At 64.8% G+C, this 14,472-nt stretch carries 13 protein-coding genes; 4 read left to right on the forward strand and 9 right to left on the reverse strand.

Annotation, left to right across the window (positions count from 1 at the left end):
• The first annotated feature begins 27 nt into the window (after positions 1 to 27).
• The 3 genes from NUH87_RS18560 to gcvH all read left to right on the forward strand — a co-directional run bounded on the left by NUH87_RS18560 (position 28) and on the right by gcvH (position 2,993).
• Positions 28 to 1,245: a 2-octaprenyl-3-methyl-6-methoxy-1,4-benzoquinol hydroxylase gene (locus NUH87_RS18560; protein ID WP_338526862.1), complete on the forward strand. Its 1,218-nt coding sequence runs from the start codon at positions 28 to 30 to the stop codon at positions 1,243 to 1,245.
• 223 nt (positions 1,246 to 1,468) lie between these two features.
• Complete coding sequence (gcvT, locus tag NUH87_RS18565) at positions 1,469 to 2,551, forward strand: glycine cleavage system aminomethyltransferase GcvT (RefSeq protein ID WP_338522193.1); 1,083 nt, start codon at positions 1,469 to 1,471, stop codon at positions 2,549 to 2,551.
• A 58-nt stretch (positions 2,552 to 2,609) separates the two neighbouring features.
• Entirely contained in the window at positions 2,610 to 2,993 is a 384-nt protein-coding gene (gene gcvH / locus NUH87_RS18570; RefSeq protein ID WP_338522194.1) for a glycine cleavage system protein GcvH, read from the forward strand.
• A gap of 92 nt (positions 2,994 to 3,085) precedes the next feature.
• Here the strand turns inward: gcvH and NUH87_RS18575 are convergent, their stop codons facing one another.
• The 6 genes from NUH87_RS18575 to NUH87_RS18600 all read right to left on the reverse strand — a co-directional run bounded on the left by NUH87_RS18575 (position 3,086) and on the right by NUH87_RS18600 (position 8,599).
• Positions 3,086 to 4,225: a DegT/DnrJ/EryC1/StrS family aminotransferase gene (locus tag NUH87_RS18575; protein WP_040071595.1), complete on the reverse strand. Its 1,140-nt coding sequence runs from the start codon at positions 4,223 to 4,225 to the stop codon at positions 3,086 to 3,088.
• Positions 4,226 to 4,457: 232 nt separating this feature from the next.
• Positions 4,458 to 4,775, reverse strand: a complete 318-nt coding sequence (locus tag NUH87_RS18580; protein WP_040071594.1) for a DUF2388 domain-containing protein — start codon at positions 4,773 to 4,775, stop codon at positions 4,458 to 4,460.
• 69 nt (positions 4,776 to 4,844) lie between these two features.
• On the reverse strand, positions 4,845 to 5,294 hold the full coding sequence (locus tag NUH87_RS18585; protein ID WP_338522195.1) for an NfeD family protein: 450 nt from the start codon (positions 5,292 to 5,294) through the stop codon (positions 4,845 to 4,847).
• A 10-nt stretch (positions 5,295 to 5,304) separates the two neighbouring features.
• Complete coding sequence (locus NUH87_RS18590) at positions 5,305 to 6,225, reverse strand: SPFH domain-containing protein (RefSeq protein ID WP_040071592.1); 921 nt, start codon at positions 6,223 to 6,225, stop codon at positions 5,305 to 5,307.
• A 111-nt stretch (positions 6,226 to 6,336) separates the two neighbouring features.
• Positions 6,337 to 8,118 carry a GspE/PulE family protein gene (locus NUH87_RS18595; protein ID WP_338522196.1) on the reverse strand — a complete coding sequence of 594 codons (1,782 nt, stop codon included), beginning with the start codon at positions 8,116 to 8,118 and terminating at the stop codon, positions 6,337 to 6,339.
• 142 nt (positions 8,119 to 8,260) lie between these two features.
• Positions 8,261 to 8,599, reverse strand: a complete 339-nt coding sequence (locus tag NUH87_RS18600; RefSeq protein WP_338522197.1) for a hypothetical protein — start codon at positions 8,597 to 8,599, stop codon at positions 8,261 to 8,263.
• Between the two features lie 140 nt (positions 8,600 to 8,739).
• Between NUH87_RS18600 and NUH87_RS18605 the strand changes: the two genes are divergently transcribed.
• Positions 8,740 to 9,216, forward strand: a complete 477-nt coding sequence (locus NUH87_RS18605; RefSeq protein ID WP_338522198.1) for an Lrp/AsnC family transcriptional regulator — start codon at positions 8,740 to 8,742, stop codon at positions 9,214 to 9,216.
• Positions 9,217 to 9,220: 4 nt separating this feature from the next.
• Here the strand turns inward: NUH87_RS18605 and NUH87_RS18610 are convergent, their stop codons facing one another.
• From NUH87_RS18610 to NUH87_RS18620, 3 genes are read right to left on the reverse strand one after another with little or no spacing between them, the layout of a single operon-like run.
• Positions 9,221 to 9,889, reverse strand: a complete 669-nt coding sequence (locus NUH87_RS18610) for a cell division protein FtsQ (protein WP_338522199.1) — start codon at positions 9,887 to 9,889, stop codon at positions 9,221 to 9,223.
• Positions 9,886 to 10,545, reverse strand: coding sequence for an SGNH/GDSL hydrolase family protein (locus NUH87_RS18615; RefSeq protein ID WP_338522200.1), 660 nt, complete (start codon positions 10,543 to 10,545; stop codon positions 9,886 to 9,888). Before NUH87_RS18615 ends, NUH87_RS18610 begins: the two co-directional genes overlap by 4 nt.
• 18 nt (positions 10,546 to 10,563) lie before the next feature.
• Positions 10,564 to 14,460, reverse strand: a complete 3,897-nt coding sequence (locus NUH87_RS18620; RefSeq protein WP_338522201.1) for a cellulose synthase subunit BcsC-related outer membrane protein — start codon at positions 14,458 to 14,460, stop codon at positions 10,564 to 10,566.
• Between the last annotated feature and the right edge of the window lie 12 nt (positions 14,461 to 14,472).

Raw genomic sequence — 14,472 nt, forward strand, 5'->3', positions numbered from 1 at the left:
CCTTCACTTAAGGCTTAAAGCATGGAAATGCGCGCAGATGTGCTGATTGTCGGGGCCGGAATGGTCGGAAGCGCCCTTGCCCTGGCGTTGAAAAACAGTGGGCTGGAGATTCTCCTGCTCGACGGCAGCCCCCTGAGCGTCAAGCCGTTCGACCCGCAGTCGGCTTTCGAGCCGAGGGTCAGTGCCTTGTCCGCCGCCAGCCAGCGGATTCTCGAACGCCTGGGCGTGTGGGACGGGATCAGCGCCCGGCGTGCCAGCCCGTACCGCGACATGCAGGTCTGGGACGGTAGCGGCACCGGGCAGATTCATTTCTCGGCGACCAGCGTGCATGCCGAGGTGCTGGGGCATATCGTCGAGAACCGGGTGGTCCAGGATGCCTTGCTCGACCGCCTGCATGACTGCGACATGGGGTTGCTGGCCAACGCGCGCCTGGAGCAGATGCGTCGCTCCGGCGATGACTGGCTGCTGACCCTGGCCGATGGCCGCACGTTGCGCTCGCCCCTGGTGATCGCGGCGGATGGCGCCAATTCGGCGGTGCGCCGCTTGACCGGCTGTGCCACCCGCGAGTGGGACTACCTGCACCATGCCATCGTGACCAGCGTGCGCAGCTCGTTGCCGCACCAGATGACCGCCTGGCAACGCTTTACCGATGACGGTCCGCTGGCGTTCCTGCCGCTGGAGCGCGATGGGCAGCAGGATTGGTGCTCGATCGTCTGGTCGACCACGCCGGAGCAGGCGCAGCGCCTGATGCTGCTGGAGGAAGAGGATTTCTGTCGCGAACTGGAGCGGGCCTTCGAAGGTCGGCTGGGGACCGTGGTTTCAGCGGACTCGCGGCTCTGTGTGCCGTTGCGCCAGCGCCACGCCAAGCGCTATGTGGCCGAAGGCTTGGCGCTGATCGGCGATGCGGCGCACACGATTCACCCGCTGGCCGGCCAGGGCGTGAACCTGGGTTTCCTCGATGCGGCGGTGCTGGCCGAAGTGCTGCTGCATGCGCGCGAGCGTGGCGAGCGACTGGCGGATGTGCGGGTGCTGAGCCGTTTCGAGCGGCGGCGCATGCCACACAACCTGGGGTTGATGGCGGCGATGGAAGGATTCGAGCGGCTGTTCCAGGCCGACTCGCTGGCGCTGCGCTGGTTGCGTAACACCGGGTTGAAGAGCGTCGACCAGATGCCCGAGGCCAAGGCGCTGTTCGTGCGCCAGGCGCTGGGGTTGACGGGCGATCTGCCGGAGCTGGCCAGGGCCTGACGGCCTATCGGGTGGGGCTCTTGCCGGTGATCGGGTCGATTCGGCGTTCGGCGCACGAATCGGCTAGGTGTCAGGGCTTCACCTTGCGGCTACAATGCGCGGCATTCGGTGCGGTCCGTCTGACAGACCGGGTGCGAAACAGGACTCAAGGCCCCCCACTATAAAGGGCTCAAGCCGGTTTCCCGCCTGTCCGCGCCTTCGCCAAGCCCGGAAGGAGAAACCCATGGGACAGCGTACGCCTCTCTATGACCTGCATCTCGCCCTTGGCGCGAAGATGGTCGATTTTGGCGGTTGGGATATGCCCCTGCATTACGGCTCGCAGGTCGAGGAGCACCATCAGGTGCGCCGTGACTGCGGGGTTTTCGATGTCTCGCACATGACCGTGATCGATATCGCCGGCAGTCAGGCCAAGGCCTGGTTGCGCCATCTGCTGGCCAATGATGTCGAGCGCCTGCACAGCCCCGGTCGCGCCTTGTACAGCGCGATGCTCAATGAGCGCGGCGGGGTGGTCGACGACATGATCGTCTATCGCACCGAGTCCGGTTACCGCCTGGTGGTCAATGCCGCGACCCGTGATCAGGACATGGCCTGGATGCAGGCCCGGCTCGACGGTTACGACGTGCAACTGCACGAGCGTCCGGAGTTGGCGATGCTGGCGATCCAGGGCCCTCACGCCCGGCACAAGATCGCCGAACTGGTGAGCCAGTCCCGGGGCCAGTTGATCCAGCACCTCAAACCCTTCGAAGGCCGCAGTGACGGTGACTGGTTCATTGCCCGCACCGGCTATACCGGGGAAGACGGCCTGGAGATCGTCCTACCGGCCGACCAGGCCCCCGGCTTCTTCAACGACCTGGTGGGCGCAGGTATTTCGCCCATCGGTCTGGGCGCCCGGGATACCTTGCGCCTGGAGGCCGGCATGAACCTGTATGGCCAGGATATTCACCAGGACGTTTCGCCGCTGGCGGCCAACATGGCCTGGACCATTGCCTGGGAGCCGGCCACTCGCGATTTTATCGGGCGTAGCGCCCTGGAGGCGGAAAAAGCCGCCGGGGCCAAGCTCAAGCTGGTCGGATTGGTGCTGGAAGAGCGCGGCGTTCTGCGCGCTCATCAGGTGGTGCGTATCGCCGAGGTTGGCGAAGGAGAGATCACCAGTGGTAGTTTCTCTCCTACGCTTAGCAAGTCGATTGCGCTGGCGCGTGTTCCCTCGGCCACGGCCGATCGCGCCGAAGTTGAAATTCGTGGCAAATGGTACCCGGTTCGCGTGGTAAAGCCGACGTTCGTGCGGCATGGCAGAACCTTGATCTGATTTTTCCGGCGGGCCCTCGGTCGTCCCGTCACCGATACTTAATTTGAGGACACTGAATATGAGCGATATCCCTGCTGATCTGCGTTTTGCCGAAAGCCACGAGTGGGCCCGCCTGGAAGCTGACGGCACTGTGACCGTCGGCATCAGCGACCATGCTCAGGAAGCCTTGGGGGATGTGGTGTTCGTGGAACTGACTGAAGCCGGGCAGGTGTTCGCCGCTGGCGAGGCCGCCGGTGTGGTCGAGTCGGTGAAGGCCGCTTCGGATATCTATTCGCCGGTGTCGGGCGAGGTGATTGCGGTCAACGAGGAGCTGTCCGCCAGCCCTGAGCTGCTGAACTCCGACCCGTACGGGGCCTGGATCTTCAAGCTCAAGCCGAGCAATGTCGCGGAGCTTGAGAGTTTGCTGGATGCGGCCGGTTACCAGGCGGCGATCGGCGAGTAATTCGTCAGTTTCACCGCGTTATCGTTCATCGTCGGAACGCCGCCCGGAACAAGCGTGCTCCTACAGGAGCGCGCTTGCTCGCGATCACGTTGTTACGGTTGCAGTACCGCCTTGACCGCCGCCACCGAACGCTCGACATCGGCCTTGGTCATGACGTTGAACATCGGCAACGACACGATCAGGCGCCCGACGCGCTCTGCGATCGGGAACATGCCGTCCTTGAAACCGCGCTCGCGGTACAGGCTCAGCAGGTGGATCGCCGGGTAGTGATAGCCGATGCCGATGTTGCGCTGCTTCATCTCTTCCATGAAGGTCGCCCGTGCCGGCTGACCGTCCTTACGCTCCGGCAGTACCAGCTGGAACATGTGCCAGTTGCTGTTGGTGAAGTCCTTCACCGGTAGCTGCGCGCCGTATTTCTCTTCGAAATCACTGCCGAAGCACTCGAAATAGTACTCGGCCAGCTCACGGCGGTGCGCGGTGATCGCATCGACATGGGCGAACTGGCTCAGGCCGATGGCGGCGGCGACGTCGGTCATGTTGAACTTGCCGCCCAGCACGTCCACGTCCAGGCCGTCATGGCCGGTACGGGTCACGCCCTGCAGGCGATACTTCTCGGCCAGACGGGCTTCTTCGGCGTTGTTCAACACCAGGCAACCGCCTTCGGACGAGGTGATGTTCTTGTTCGCCTGGAAGCTGAACGACACCAGGTCACCCAAGGCGCCGATTTTCTGGCCGTTCCATTCCGAACCCAGGGCCTGGGCCGCGTCTTCGACGATGCGCAGGTTGTGTTTCTTGGCGATGGCGTACAGGCGATCCATGTCCACCGGCAGGCCGGACAGGTAAACGGGGATGATGGCCTTGGTGCGCGGGGTGATGGCGGCCTCGACCTTGTCCAGGTCGATATTGCGGGTCACCGGGTCGATATCGGCGAACACCGGGGTCGCGCCGACTTCGATGATCACGTTGGCGGTGGCCACCCAGGAAATCGGTGTGGTGATGACTTCGTCGCCCGCGCCGATGCCGGCGATCCGCAGGGCGATTTCCATGGTGCAGGTGCCGGAGTTGAAGGTGCGCACCGGGCGCCCGCCGAAGTACTCCGACAACTGGGCTTCAAAGGCCGCGACTTTCGGGCCGCTGGTGATCCAGCCGGAACGCAGCACGTCGCCTACGGCGGCAATGGTGGCTTCGTCGATGGTCGGTTTGGCAAAAGGCAGGAAAGGAAGTTCGCTCATGGGGTCGTGACGTCCGATGTGAAGGCCGGGGAGTGGGCTCTACCGGCGGTAAGGAGTAGACAGCAAGGCTGCAATGGTGCCGATGATACTGTTTTAAGCTGAAATTTCGGTGCTTTTTTTGCTGTCCGCACGCTGAACGGATACGTCGGGCTGCGACCGGCAAGTCCTGCGGGTAAACGCAAAACGCCGCTGAGTGAGCGGCGTTTTGTCCAAAAAGGGGGGAATCTTTGGATCAGTCTTCGGCGACGGCGTTCTTCGCCAGGATGGCGTTGGCCAATTCCATGTCGGTGGCTTTCAGGCCCGGGTTGTCGGCCCGCAGTTTCTGCATGGCGGCCTCCAGGTAAGGGCCGCGGATGCCGCCGTTGCTGGCGACGAAGCTGCCGGCATCATCCTGGGCCGCGACCACCAGCTTGTGGTCCTTGAAGGTCAGGTAGGTGGAAGCGGTGGTGGCTCCGGAGGAGAGGACATTGCGCCAGAACTCGTCGGCCATTGCTGCACTGACGGGAAGGGAAAGCAAGGCACTGACGACAACTGCAGTTTTGAAACGCATCAAGGGTGACTCCGGTGTGGGGTATCTGGACGATTTGATTACCGTTGTCACACCGGAGTTCCATCGGTCCTACTCAATCCTTTCCACCTGCAGGGTGCTGCCGTCCTGGCCGATCACCCGGACTTGCGCGCCCACCTCGGTATCCGGTCCGGTGGCCATCCAGACACTGTCGCCGACCTTGATCTTGCCGCGTCCGGCGACAATGGCGACATGCACCACGAAGGTCCGGCCGAGCAGATCATGACCCCGCTCGTTGAGCCCCGGCTGGTCGCTAGGACTGGCGGCGCTGCGCTGGCGCTTCCACCAGAGCCACGCCGTCAGGATCGACAGCACGCCGAACAGCACGAACTGCAAGGTCCAGTGCAGGCCGGGGAGCATGAAGGTCAGGACGCCCACGGTCGCGGCGGCAATCCCCACCCAGAGCAGGTAACCGCCGGCACCGAATATTTCGAAAATCAACAGCAGCGTGCCGAGGGCCAGCCAGTCCCAGAACGACAGGTGTTGCAGGAGTTCCCACATGGGCGCTGCCTCAGGGTTTCTTGCCGTCGAACGTGGCCTTGACGATCTCGCCGATGCCGCCCACCGCGCCGATCACCTGGCTGGCCTCCAGCGGCATCAGAATCACCTTGCTGTTGTTGGCCGAGGCCAGCTTGCCCAGGGCGTCGATGTATTTCTGCGCGACGAAGTAGTTCACCGCCTGCACGTTACCCTTGGCGATGGCCTCGGAAACCACCTGGGTCGCCCTGGCTTCGGCTTCGGCCTGGCGTTCGCGGGCCTCGGATTCGAGGAAGGCCGACTGCCGGGCGCCCTCGGCCTCGAGGATCTGCGCCTGCTTCTTGCCTTCGGCGGTGAGGATCGCCGAGGCGCGCAGGCCTTCGGCTTCGAGGATTTGCGCGCGCTTGACCCGCTCGGCCTTCATCTGTCCGGACATCGCCGCCATCAGGTCGGCGGGCGGGCTGATGTCCTTGATTTCGATGCGGGTCACCTTGATGCCCCAGGGCGCGGTCGCTTCGTCGACGGTGCGCAGCAGGCGTTCGTTGATGGCGTCGCGCTGGCCGAGCATGGCGTCCAGCTCCATGGAGCCGAGCACGGTGCGGATATTGGTCTGCAACAGGTTGCGGATGGCGTGTTCGAGGTTGTTCACCTCGTAGGCGGCCTGGGCGGCGTTGACCACCTGGAAGAAGCACACGGCGTCGATCTGTACCGTGGCGTTGTCGGAGGTGATGACTTCCTGGGGCGGAATGTCGAGCACGCTCTCCATCACGTTGATCTTGCGCCCGATACGGTCCATGACCGGGATGATGATGTTGAGGCCAGGCTTGAGGGTGTTGGTGTAGCGCCCGAAGCGCTCCACCGTCCATTGATAACCCTGGGGTACGACCTTGAAGCCCATGAACACGAGGGCAATGGCCAGGCCGACGAAGAGCAGGAGCACGCTACCGATTTGCATGACGATTCCCTGTGCAAGTGTTTATCGAGAAGGCGGTTACCTTGAGTGTAACGGGGCTTGCGCGGATAAAAAGTGTTTACTCGGCGCTGGACGCATGTGGTGACACTTTCGTCAGCGCTGCTCGCTCTGCGGCGTGACCCGCAACACCTCCTCAAGGGTGGTCAGTCCCGCCGCAACCTTCTGCGCGCCGGACAGGCGCAGGCTGCGCATGCCGTCCATGAAGGCCTGGCGGCGCAGGGCCAGGAGGTCGGTGTCGGCGTGGATATGCGCCTTGAGGCCGTCGTTCAGGACCAGGATCTCGTAGACCCCGGCGCGCCCGCGATAGCCGGTGTCGCGGCATTCCAGGCAGCCGACCGCGCGCTGGGCGCCGCTCGGCATCGGCGCCTGCCAGGGCCGGGTCAGGCTTTGCCAGTCTTCTTCTTCCAGCTGGACCGGCGCCTTGCAGTGCGGGCACAGGGTGCGGACCAGGCGCTGGGCCATGACCCCGAGCACCGTGGCCTTGATCAGGTAATGCGGCACGCCCAGTTCCAGCAGGCGACTGATGGCGCTCGGCGCGTCGTTGGTGTGCAGGGTCGAGAGCACCAGGTGGCCGGTGAGCGCGGCCTGGATAGCCATTTCGGCAGTTTCCAGATCACGGATCTCGCCGATCATGATGATGTCCGGGTCCTGGCGCATCAGCGCGCGCACGCCGCTGGCAAAGGTCAGGTCGATGTTGTGCTGGACCTGCATCTGGTTGAAGGCCGGTTCGATCATCTCGATCGGGTCCTCGATGGTGCAGAGGTTGACCTCCGAGGTCGCCAGCTTCTTCAGGGTGGTGTACAGCGTGGTGGTCTTGCCCGAGCCGGTGGGGCCGGTGACCAGGATGATGCCGTTGGGCTGGCGCGTCATCTCCTGCCAGCGGCGCAGGTCGTCGGCGCCGAAGCCCAACTGGTCGAAATTCTTCAGCAGCACCTCCGGGTCGAAGATCCGCATCACCATCTTCTCGCCGAACGCGGTGGGCAGGGTCGAGAGGCGCAATTCGACTTCGCCGCCGTCCGGGGTCTTGGTCTTGACCCGGCCGTCCTGGGGCTTGCGCTTTTCCGCGACGTTCATCCGGCCCAGGCTTTTCAGGCGGCTGACAATCGCCATGGTCACCTGGGGCGGGAACTGGTAGACGTTGTGCAGCACGCCGTCGATGCGAAAGCGCACCGTGCCCTGTTCGCGGCGCGGCTCGATGTGGATATCGCTGGCCCGCTGCTGGAAGGCGTACTGGAACAGCCAGTCGACGATGTTGACGATATGCGCGTCGTTGGCGTCCGGCTCCTGGTCGCTGGCGCCGAGGTTGAGCAACTGCTCGAAGTTGCCCGGGTTATGGCTTTTCTGGTCGACCAGGCTGGCCCCGCTGACCGACTTGGCCAGGCGGAAAAACTCCACGGTGAAACGCTGGATATCCACCGGGTTGGCCACCACCCGGCGGATCGGCAGCTTCAGCACATGACCGAGGTCCGCCTCCCAGGCCCTGACATGGGGCTGGGCGCTGGCGATGGTCACGCTTTCGCGGTCGACCGCCACCGCGAGGATCTTGTGGCGTTGGGCGAAGGCGTAGGACATCAGCGCGGTCACCGCGGCCACGTTGATCTTCAGCGGATCGATGCGCAGGTAAGGCTGGCCGGCGTGGCGCGCCAGCCAGACGGTCAGGCTTTCCAGGTCGAGGCATTTGCCGGGACGGCTCAGGTCATCCAGCTGCTGGCCGGCGATGAACTCCAGCGGATGCTGCTGGGGCGTGCGCGAGCTGCGACGAGCGCCCAGGGCCTGTTCAGCCGCATCCTGGCTGATAAAACCCTGGGCGACCAGTTCGTGCAACAGCTCGTTGACATCCAGCCAACGGTCCTGGGAGAGGGGGGCGACGGGCATGCGGGCTCCTGTTCGGTCGATCCTGCAACCAGCGATTCAGACGTAATCCCTGTCTGATCGTCAATTGCCAAGAATAGACGCGAGGCTGCCTGACGTTGGCGTCGATACCAAGACAAAGATTGCGATTTTTTTCAAAAAGCCTTCAGCCCGCGATTTGTGCGCTGTGCAGCTGTGCACCTTGCGTCGGTTGCAGGGCCACGGAGCAGACGCTGATCAGGTTGCGCATTTTTTCACCGATGACCTGGGCGCGGTGCCAGCTCAGGCCGTCCAGCTCGATAGCAATCGACAGCAGCCCGTCGTCCTGTTGCGCCTGGACCTGTCGCGGCGTCAGGAACTGCAGGGCGAACAGGTTCAGCAGGCGACACAGCAGATCCGGCTCCGCCTCGGCGAGTACCTGGTAACGCACCTGGCAGTGGGCGTTGCCGGTTGCCCAGACATCGGCGCGGGCAGGCGCGTCATGGACGGCTTGGAGAGAGGGCATGGCGGATCTTCCTGCTTCGGCGGCTGAATGGTCTGAAGAAATTTTTACACGCCGGGCCGGGTATTTCTTATCTATGATGGGTTGATAACGTCTGAACAAGACATGATTTATTCGTCAGTATCCTATTGAAGGGTTTTTTTATGCAGGGCGAGCTGGACACCTACGACCGCCGGATCCTGGCGTTGCTGCAAGAAGACGCCTCGCTTTCCAGCGCCCAGATTGCCGAGCAGGTGGGGCTGTCCCAGTCACCCTGCTGGCGGCGGATTCAGCGGCTCAAGGAGGAGGGCGTGATCCGTGGCCAGGTGACCTTGCTGGACCGCAAGAAAATCGGCCTCAACACGCAGATCTTCGCCGAGGTCAAGCTCAACGCCCATGGGCGCTCCAACTTCACCGAGTTCACCGAGGCGATGCGCGGTTTCCCGGAGGTGCTGGAGTGTTATGTGCTGATGGGCTCGGTGGATTTCCTGCTGCGGATCGTCACCGCGGACATCGAGGCCTATGAGCGCTTCTTCTTCGAGAAGCTGTCGATGGTGCCGGGGATCCAGGAGGTCAACTCCATCGTCGCCCTGTCCGAGATCAAGTCCACGACCAGCTTGCCGGTGTTGCGCCCGGCCTGAGTGCTCATTGGGCGAAGGCGTCCCTAACGAACACCAGGACCGGTTTGCCGCCCCGGGACAGGAGCAGCACCGTGTAGCGCTCTCCCGCCTCCAGCAGGCCCAGGTTCAAGGGCTCCGTGACCTGGGTCCCGTCGCAGAAACCTTGCACCGCCAGCTGTACCGGGTTGACGTCGCGCCGTTCCAGCAGACCGGGATTCAGGTCATGGAAAATCGGCGACTCCTGTCGACCTTCGCGGCGCAAGCCGCCGTCGGTACAGCCCGGATCGGCGTTGATCAGCGCCAGCGACGCCTGGAGGCGATTGAAGTCCTGCGGTTGCTCGCGCACGGTCAGCAGTGCAAAACCCTTGTCGCCGGGCACCGCCACCAGGCTCACGAACTCTTCGGGCGCCAGGTTCAAGGTCACTGGCAGGCTGATACCTGCACTGCTCAGGGTGCCTCTGACCGGTTTGTCGGCGGGTACCGCGGAGAATACCGATACGACCGAGGGGGCCAGGGTCGAAGGGGGTTGCTTGCCCTCCGGGCGCACTTCTAGGGGCGTGCCCAGGGCATTGACGAATCGAATGAAGCCCGATTCCCGACCCGGTCCGGTGGGATACAGCGCGGTGTCGGCGTGGGCAGCAGCAGGGCTGATCAGCACCGCCAGACCCAGCATCAGTCCGCGTGCCCGGTTCATTTCGCTGCCGCCTTGAGCGCCGACGCCTGCAACAGCGCCTTGACGATGTCCGCGCTCCAGGTCTGGTAGCCGGTGCGGGTCAGGTGCTGGCCGTCAATGGTGGCCCACTGGCCCTTGGTGGAGAACTGCAACGAGTCGATATAGCTGCACGGCGCGACGTTTTTCGCCAGGAAGTCCGACATGGTCTTTACCCGTTCGTAGGTCTTGCCGTACATGCCGCCCTCGCTGCCCCAGTTCGGTCCGACCCAGACGCAGGGGGTATGGTGGGCGGCAAGGGCCTTGACCAGGCTGTCGGTCTGTTTCCAGATCCAGGCCTTGGGGAAGCTCGGCTTGTCGTAGCTGGCCATGGTGTCGCCCATGACGATGAGGGTGAGACCGGGTTTGTCGCTGTCCAGCAGGTCGCCGATCGAGCGGGTCGACGCACCGGTCAGCACCACGGCCTCGCCGCTGCCCCGTCGTTCGGCCCCGCCGCATGGGCTGGGCGTGGCCTTGAGCCAATCGCCGGCATTGGCTCCGCAGATCCCCAGGGAATGGACCTGGGCCCCTTGCCGGCTGAGCGCTTCATGCAGCGGGTTGAGCAGAAAATCCGGGGTGGCCAGGTGGCTGTCGCCGATGATCAGGATGGTCAGGCCCGCCAGTACGGATGAAGTTGCCACGGTGCACGCTCCCGGGAGTCAGTTGGAGTAAGGCGAACGGTACGGGCTGACCGGCAACGCCATGGGGCCGGTCATCTTCTCGAACAGGTAGCGCAGGTACAGCTCGGCGTTCACCTGCCGATAATCCTGGGCGTTATCCACCCCCAACGAGCCGCCGAGCAACAGGTTCGAACCGAGCCGGTACTCGCCCGCCGCCGTCAGGTTGTAGCCGATGCCGGTGCTGCTCTGGCCCGGATACCTGAGGTTGTTGGCGGCCTGCTCGGCGCTGTGGCCGGGAAAGTAGTCGGCGCCTTTCTGGTCGATATGCTGGACCCCCACCGCGCCGTTGAGCCGATAGGTGAAGCGCTCGGTGCGCTGGGACCAGGTGATCGGCACCGCCACGGAAAAGAACGTCTGCGGACTGAAGTAGCCGCCGTGGCCGTAGGTGAAGAAGCCCTGGTTATTCTCGTAGGACAGGACCGTGGTGCTCAGACCCAGGGTCAGCTTGTCGTCGGGTTGGTTGTCCAGGTACCAGTAGATCCCGCCGCCCAGTTCGGCGCGGTTGTTGGACTCGACGTTGTTGCCGACCAGCCTGTGCAAGGCGCCGTAGCCGTAGACCCCGACCTCCTGGTCGTCGTAGCTGAGCTGGGCGCGGCCACCGTTGGCGGTCACGCTACCCCATTTCACGCCGGTCCGCCGGTCTTCGGTTCCTGCGAAGGAGGTCAGGCTGTCGGTGACCGGGCGCCGCGAGAGGGCGATGCTGTAGTGCAGGTTGGGACTGGACACCAGCGGCTGGTCCAGGCTCACGCCGCCGATCACGGTGTTGTAGGTGAAGCCCACGGGGCTGACGCCGATGTCGGCCTTGATGCCGTGCGCAGGGCTTTCCACCGCCACCGCCAGCCCCACGCCGTTGGCCTGTTGCGAGCCGGGGGAACCGCTGGGCAAGCCGCTGCCGAAGCGTGTGAGGCTATAGTTCTGGACACTGCCGGCATGCAGCGAAACCGGGGTCACCCGCAGCGCCACGCGATTGTCACCCGCGGGCAGATTGGCTTCGAAGGGCGCTTCGACGTCGGTCAGTTTGCTCAGGCCCGACTCATTGTTGTTGCTGCGCAGGCTCAGGCCCTGGGCCACATAACCGCTGCGCTCCTGGAGAATCTCATTCAGCGCCTGCTGGGCCGGACTCAGGTCCTGGCGCGCGGGGTCGCCTGAACGGCGCCTGGCGGCGAAGGGGTTGCCGCTCGGGGCCGGGTCGTTGTCCAGACCGCCGTCGGACAAAGCATCCGAGCTGGCGTAGAGCGACGGGGCTATCGCCGGGTCGGGTGGCATCGTATCGGCGGCCTCGCTGCCCGGCATCAGCGGATCTTCTGAACGGGCCGCGACCCGGCGCGATTGTCCGGGCTGATTGCGGAAGGGGTTGTCGCCGTCGTCGTCCAGGCTGTCCTGGGACTGACCGTCGCGGCGTTGGCCGCCTTCGATGGCCACGGCCTGGCGCAGCAGCTCGGCGGCTTCGGCACTTTTGCCCATGGCACGGTAGGTTCCGGCGGCGCTGATCAGCACTTTCGGCACGCCCGGCTTGAGCGCCAGGGCGGTCTTGAGGGATTTGTCGGCCTGGGCGTAGTCGTGGTCCTGGGCGGCCAGGTTGGCCACGCTCAGTTGCAGGTCGGCGTTGCGCGGGTCGTTCTGCAGCAGGGGGTTGTAGAGTGCCATGGCCTTGGCGTTATTGCCGTTGGCGGCATACATGCGCGCCAGCGCCGAGATCGCCTGGGTGTCGTGGGGGTATTGCTTCAAGGTCGGCTTGAGGAGGTCGTAGGCTCCGGCCAGATTGCCTTTCTCGCGCAACTGGTCGGCCTGTTTGATGCGATACAGTTTCACCAGCTCGGCATAGTGCCGGCGATCGGCCTCGTTGAACCGCGTGCCCTGCAAGGCCCGGAGGATATCCGCGGCATCGTTGTCCTGGTCGGCCTTGAACAGGATGTCGGCATACAGCAGTTGCAGTCTGGCGTCGGGGCTGGGGGAGCGCTCCACCAGGTCGCGGACCAGGGCCACGCCCTGTTGCGGTTGTCCGGCGTCGATATAGGCCGAGGCCAGGATCGCCACCCGCTCAGGCTTGCCGGCGGTCAGTGCCTGGCTGCGGGCCAGCAGCGCCTGGGCTTCCTGGCGCTGACCGCGCCTGAGGTTGTCGACGGCGGCTGCGGTCTGCACATGCAGGGCGATCTCCTTGCCCAGTTCGTCCATCTCGCGGCTGCGCCGAGCCTGCGGGATGCGCGCCAGGCTGGCCTGGGCGTCCTGCCATTCACCCAGTTGCGCCGAGAGCAAGGTGCGGGTGTACAACGCGTCGGGCTGGTCGGGGTGGCGTTTGAGCAGGTCGTTGACCTGGTCCTTGGCGGCCTGGGTGCGGCCTTGTCCCAGGTAGATTCGCGCCAGGGCAAAACGGGTCCAGGTGTTGCCGGGGTCGTCCACCAGTGCCTGGCGGTAGGCCTGCTCGGCGGCGCGCAGGTCGCCGCGCTGTTCGGCAAGCCGCGCCACCTGGGTGGCGCGCAACGAGCGGGTGGACACATTGGAGCCCAGGCGGGCCTGGTCCGCCGGGGGGATCGAGTCGATCAGCTTGAGCGCGTCATCGGACTTGCCCTGCTGCGACAGCACCGCGATCAGGCCGCCCAGGGCCTGGGGATCGTCGCGATGATTGGCGAGGATGCGCCGGTAGCTGGCCTCGGCCTGGGCCAACTGGCCCCGCTCTGCCTGCAGGTTGGCGAGCGCCACCTGGCTGGCCGGCTGGCCGGGGTTCTGGTGGGCGGCCTGTTCGATCATGTTCCGCGCCTGGTCCTGGCGCCCGGCTTTTTGGGCCTCGCTCGCGCCGGCCATCAGCCGCCAATAGCGCACGTTGTCCAGCGCCTGTTTCCACGGGTGTCCACCGGGCTGTTGGGTGGCCCGCAGCAGCAAGTCCTCGGCTTCTTTCAGGCGCTCCTGCTTTTGCCGCACGACACCCAGGCCGCCGAGGGCGTCGGGGTCGTTGGGCTTTTCCTCGAGGCGGGTTTGAAACGCCCGCTCGGCGGCGGCCAGGTCACCGCCCTCGAGCGCTTGCAGCCCTTGGGCGTCTTGCGGGTCGCGGTGCCAGGTCGGCACTTTTGTGGCGGGTGTCACCCGGCTGCGGGCCAGGGTCTTGCCCTTGTTCATCAGGTCGCGGATTGCCTTGTCGTCCGGGTGCGCGGCGAGGAACTGCTCGAACAACGGGACTTGTGCCGGCGACGGCGGGCCGATCCAGGTCAGGGCGAAGCGCCAGGTCTCGTTGGCGTCACCGCCGACATCCTTGTCCTTGGCGAGGACCGCCAGACGGCGGATGCCTTCGGCACGGGTGTCGAGGTTGCGCACCATGTGCTTGGCCAGGAACAGCGCCACGGCGCGGTCGTCCGGGTGTTCGCGCAGCAGCCGTTCGAGACCGGCGCGGGCTTCCTGCTCACCGCCCCTGGTGTAACCCAGCAGGTAGTAATACTCCCGGGCGAGTGACCCCTGGGGTTGCCGGCCGTTCAGCAGTTGGCGGTAAACCTTCACCGCTTCGTCGTATTTGTCGGTGTCCACCAGTTGCCGGGCCTGGGCCAGCAGCCGGGCCTGGTCATCGCCGCCCAGGGCAATGTCCTGTTCGAGCTGCTGGGCCTGGCGGGGTTGGGGCACCAGGGCCTGCAAACGGACGAGGTATTTCTTCGCCTCATCCAGGCGCTTGAGCTGGACGTTGCCGAGGCCCAGGCCATAGAGCGCTTCCGGTTGATCGGGGGCGATCAGCAGCAACTTGTTCCAGGCCTCGATGGCCCGGTCGGGGTTGTTCTGCGACTGCCAGTAACGCCCTTGTTCGATCAGTTGCGCCTGGGGATCGTCGGCCCGGGCCTGAAGGGCGGTGCCGGCCAGGGCCAACAGCAACGTCAGGGTCAGGGTATGGCGCATGCCTGCTCTCCC

Source organism: Pseudomonas batumici (assembly GCF_036585405.1).
In the GTDB taxonomy this organism is placed as follows: Bacteria; Pseudomonadota; Gammaproteobacteria; order Pseudomonadales; family Pseudomonadaceae; genus Aquipseudomonas; species Aquipseudomonas batumici.

Coding starts and splice junctions, on each gene's coding strand:
- NUH87_RS18605 (WP_338522198.1), top strand. CDS start 8,740: ATGCAGGGCGAGCTGGACACCTACGACCGCCGGATCCTGGCGTTGCTG.
- NUH87_RS18560 (WP_338526862.1), top strand. CDS start 28: ATGCGCGCAGATGTGCTGATTGTCGGGGCCGGAATGGTCGGAAGCGCC.
- gcvH (WP_338522194.1), top strand. CDS start 2,610: ATGAGCGATATCCCTGCTGATCTGCGTTTTGCCGAAAGCCACGAGTGG.
- NUH87_RS18580 (WP_040071594.1), bottom strand. CDS start 4,775: ATGCGTTTCAAAACTGCAGTTGTCGTCAGTGCCTTGCTTTCCCTTCCC.
- NUH87_RS18620 (WP_338522201.1), bottom strand. CDS start 14,460: ATGCGCCATACCCTGACCCTGACGTTGCTGTTGGCCCTGGCCGGCACC.
- NUH87_RS18600 (WP_338522197.1), bottom strand. CDS start 8,599: ATGCCCTCTCTCCAAGCCGTCCATGACGCGCCTGCCCGCGCCGATGTC.
- gcvT (WP_338522193.1), top strand. CDS start 1,469: ATGGGACAGCGTACGCCTCTCTATGACCTGCATCTCGCCCTTGGCGCG.
- NUH87_RS18590 (WP_040071592.1), bottom strand. CDS start 6,225: ATGCAAATCGGTAGCGTGCTCCTGCTCTTCGTCGGCCTGGCCATTGCC.
- NUH87_RS18610 (WP_338522199.1), bottom strand. CDS start 9,889: ATGAACCGGGCACGCGGACTGATGCTGGGTCTGGCGGTGCTGATCAGC.
- NUH87_RS18575 (WP_040071595.1), bottom strand. CDS start 4,225: ATGAGCGAACTTCCTTTCCTGCCTTTTGCCAAACCGACCATCGACGAA.
- NUH87_RS18585 (WP_338522195.1), bottom strand. CDS start 5,294: ATGTGGGAACTCCTGCAACACCTGTCGTTCTGGGACTGGCTGGCCCTC.
- NUH87_RS18595 (WP_338522196.1), bottom strand. CDS start 8,118: ATGCCCGTCGCCCCCCTCTCCCAGGACCGTTGGCTGGATGTCAACGAG.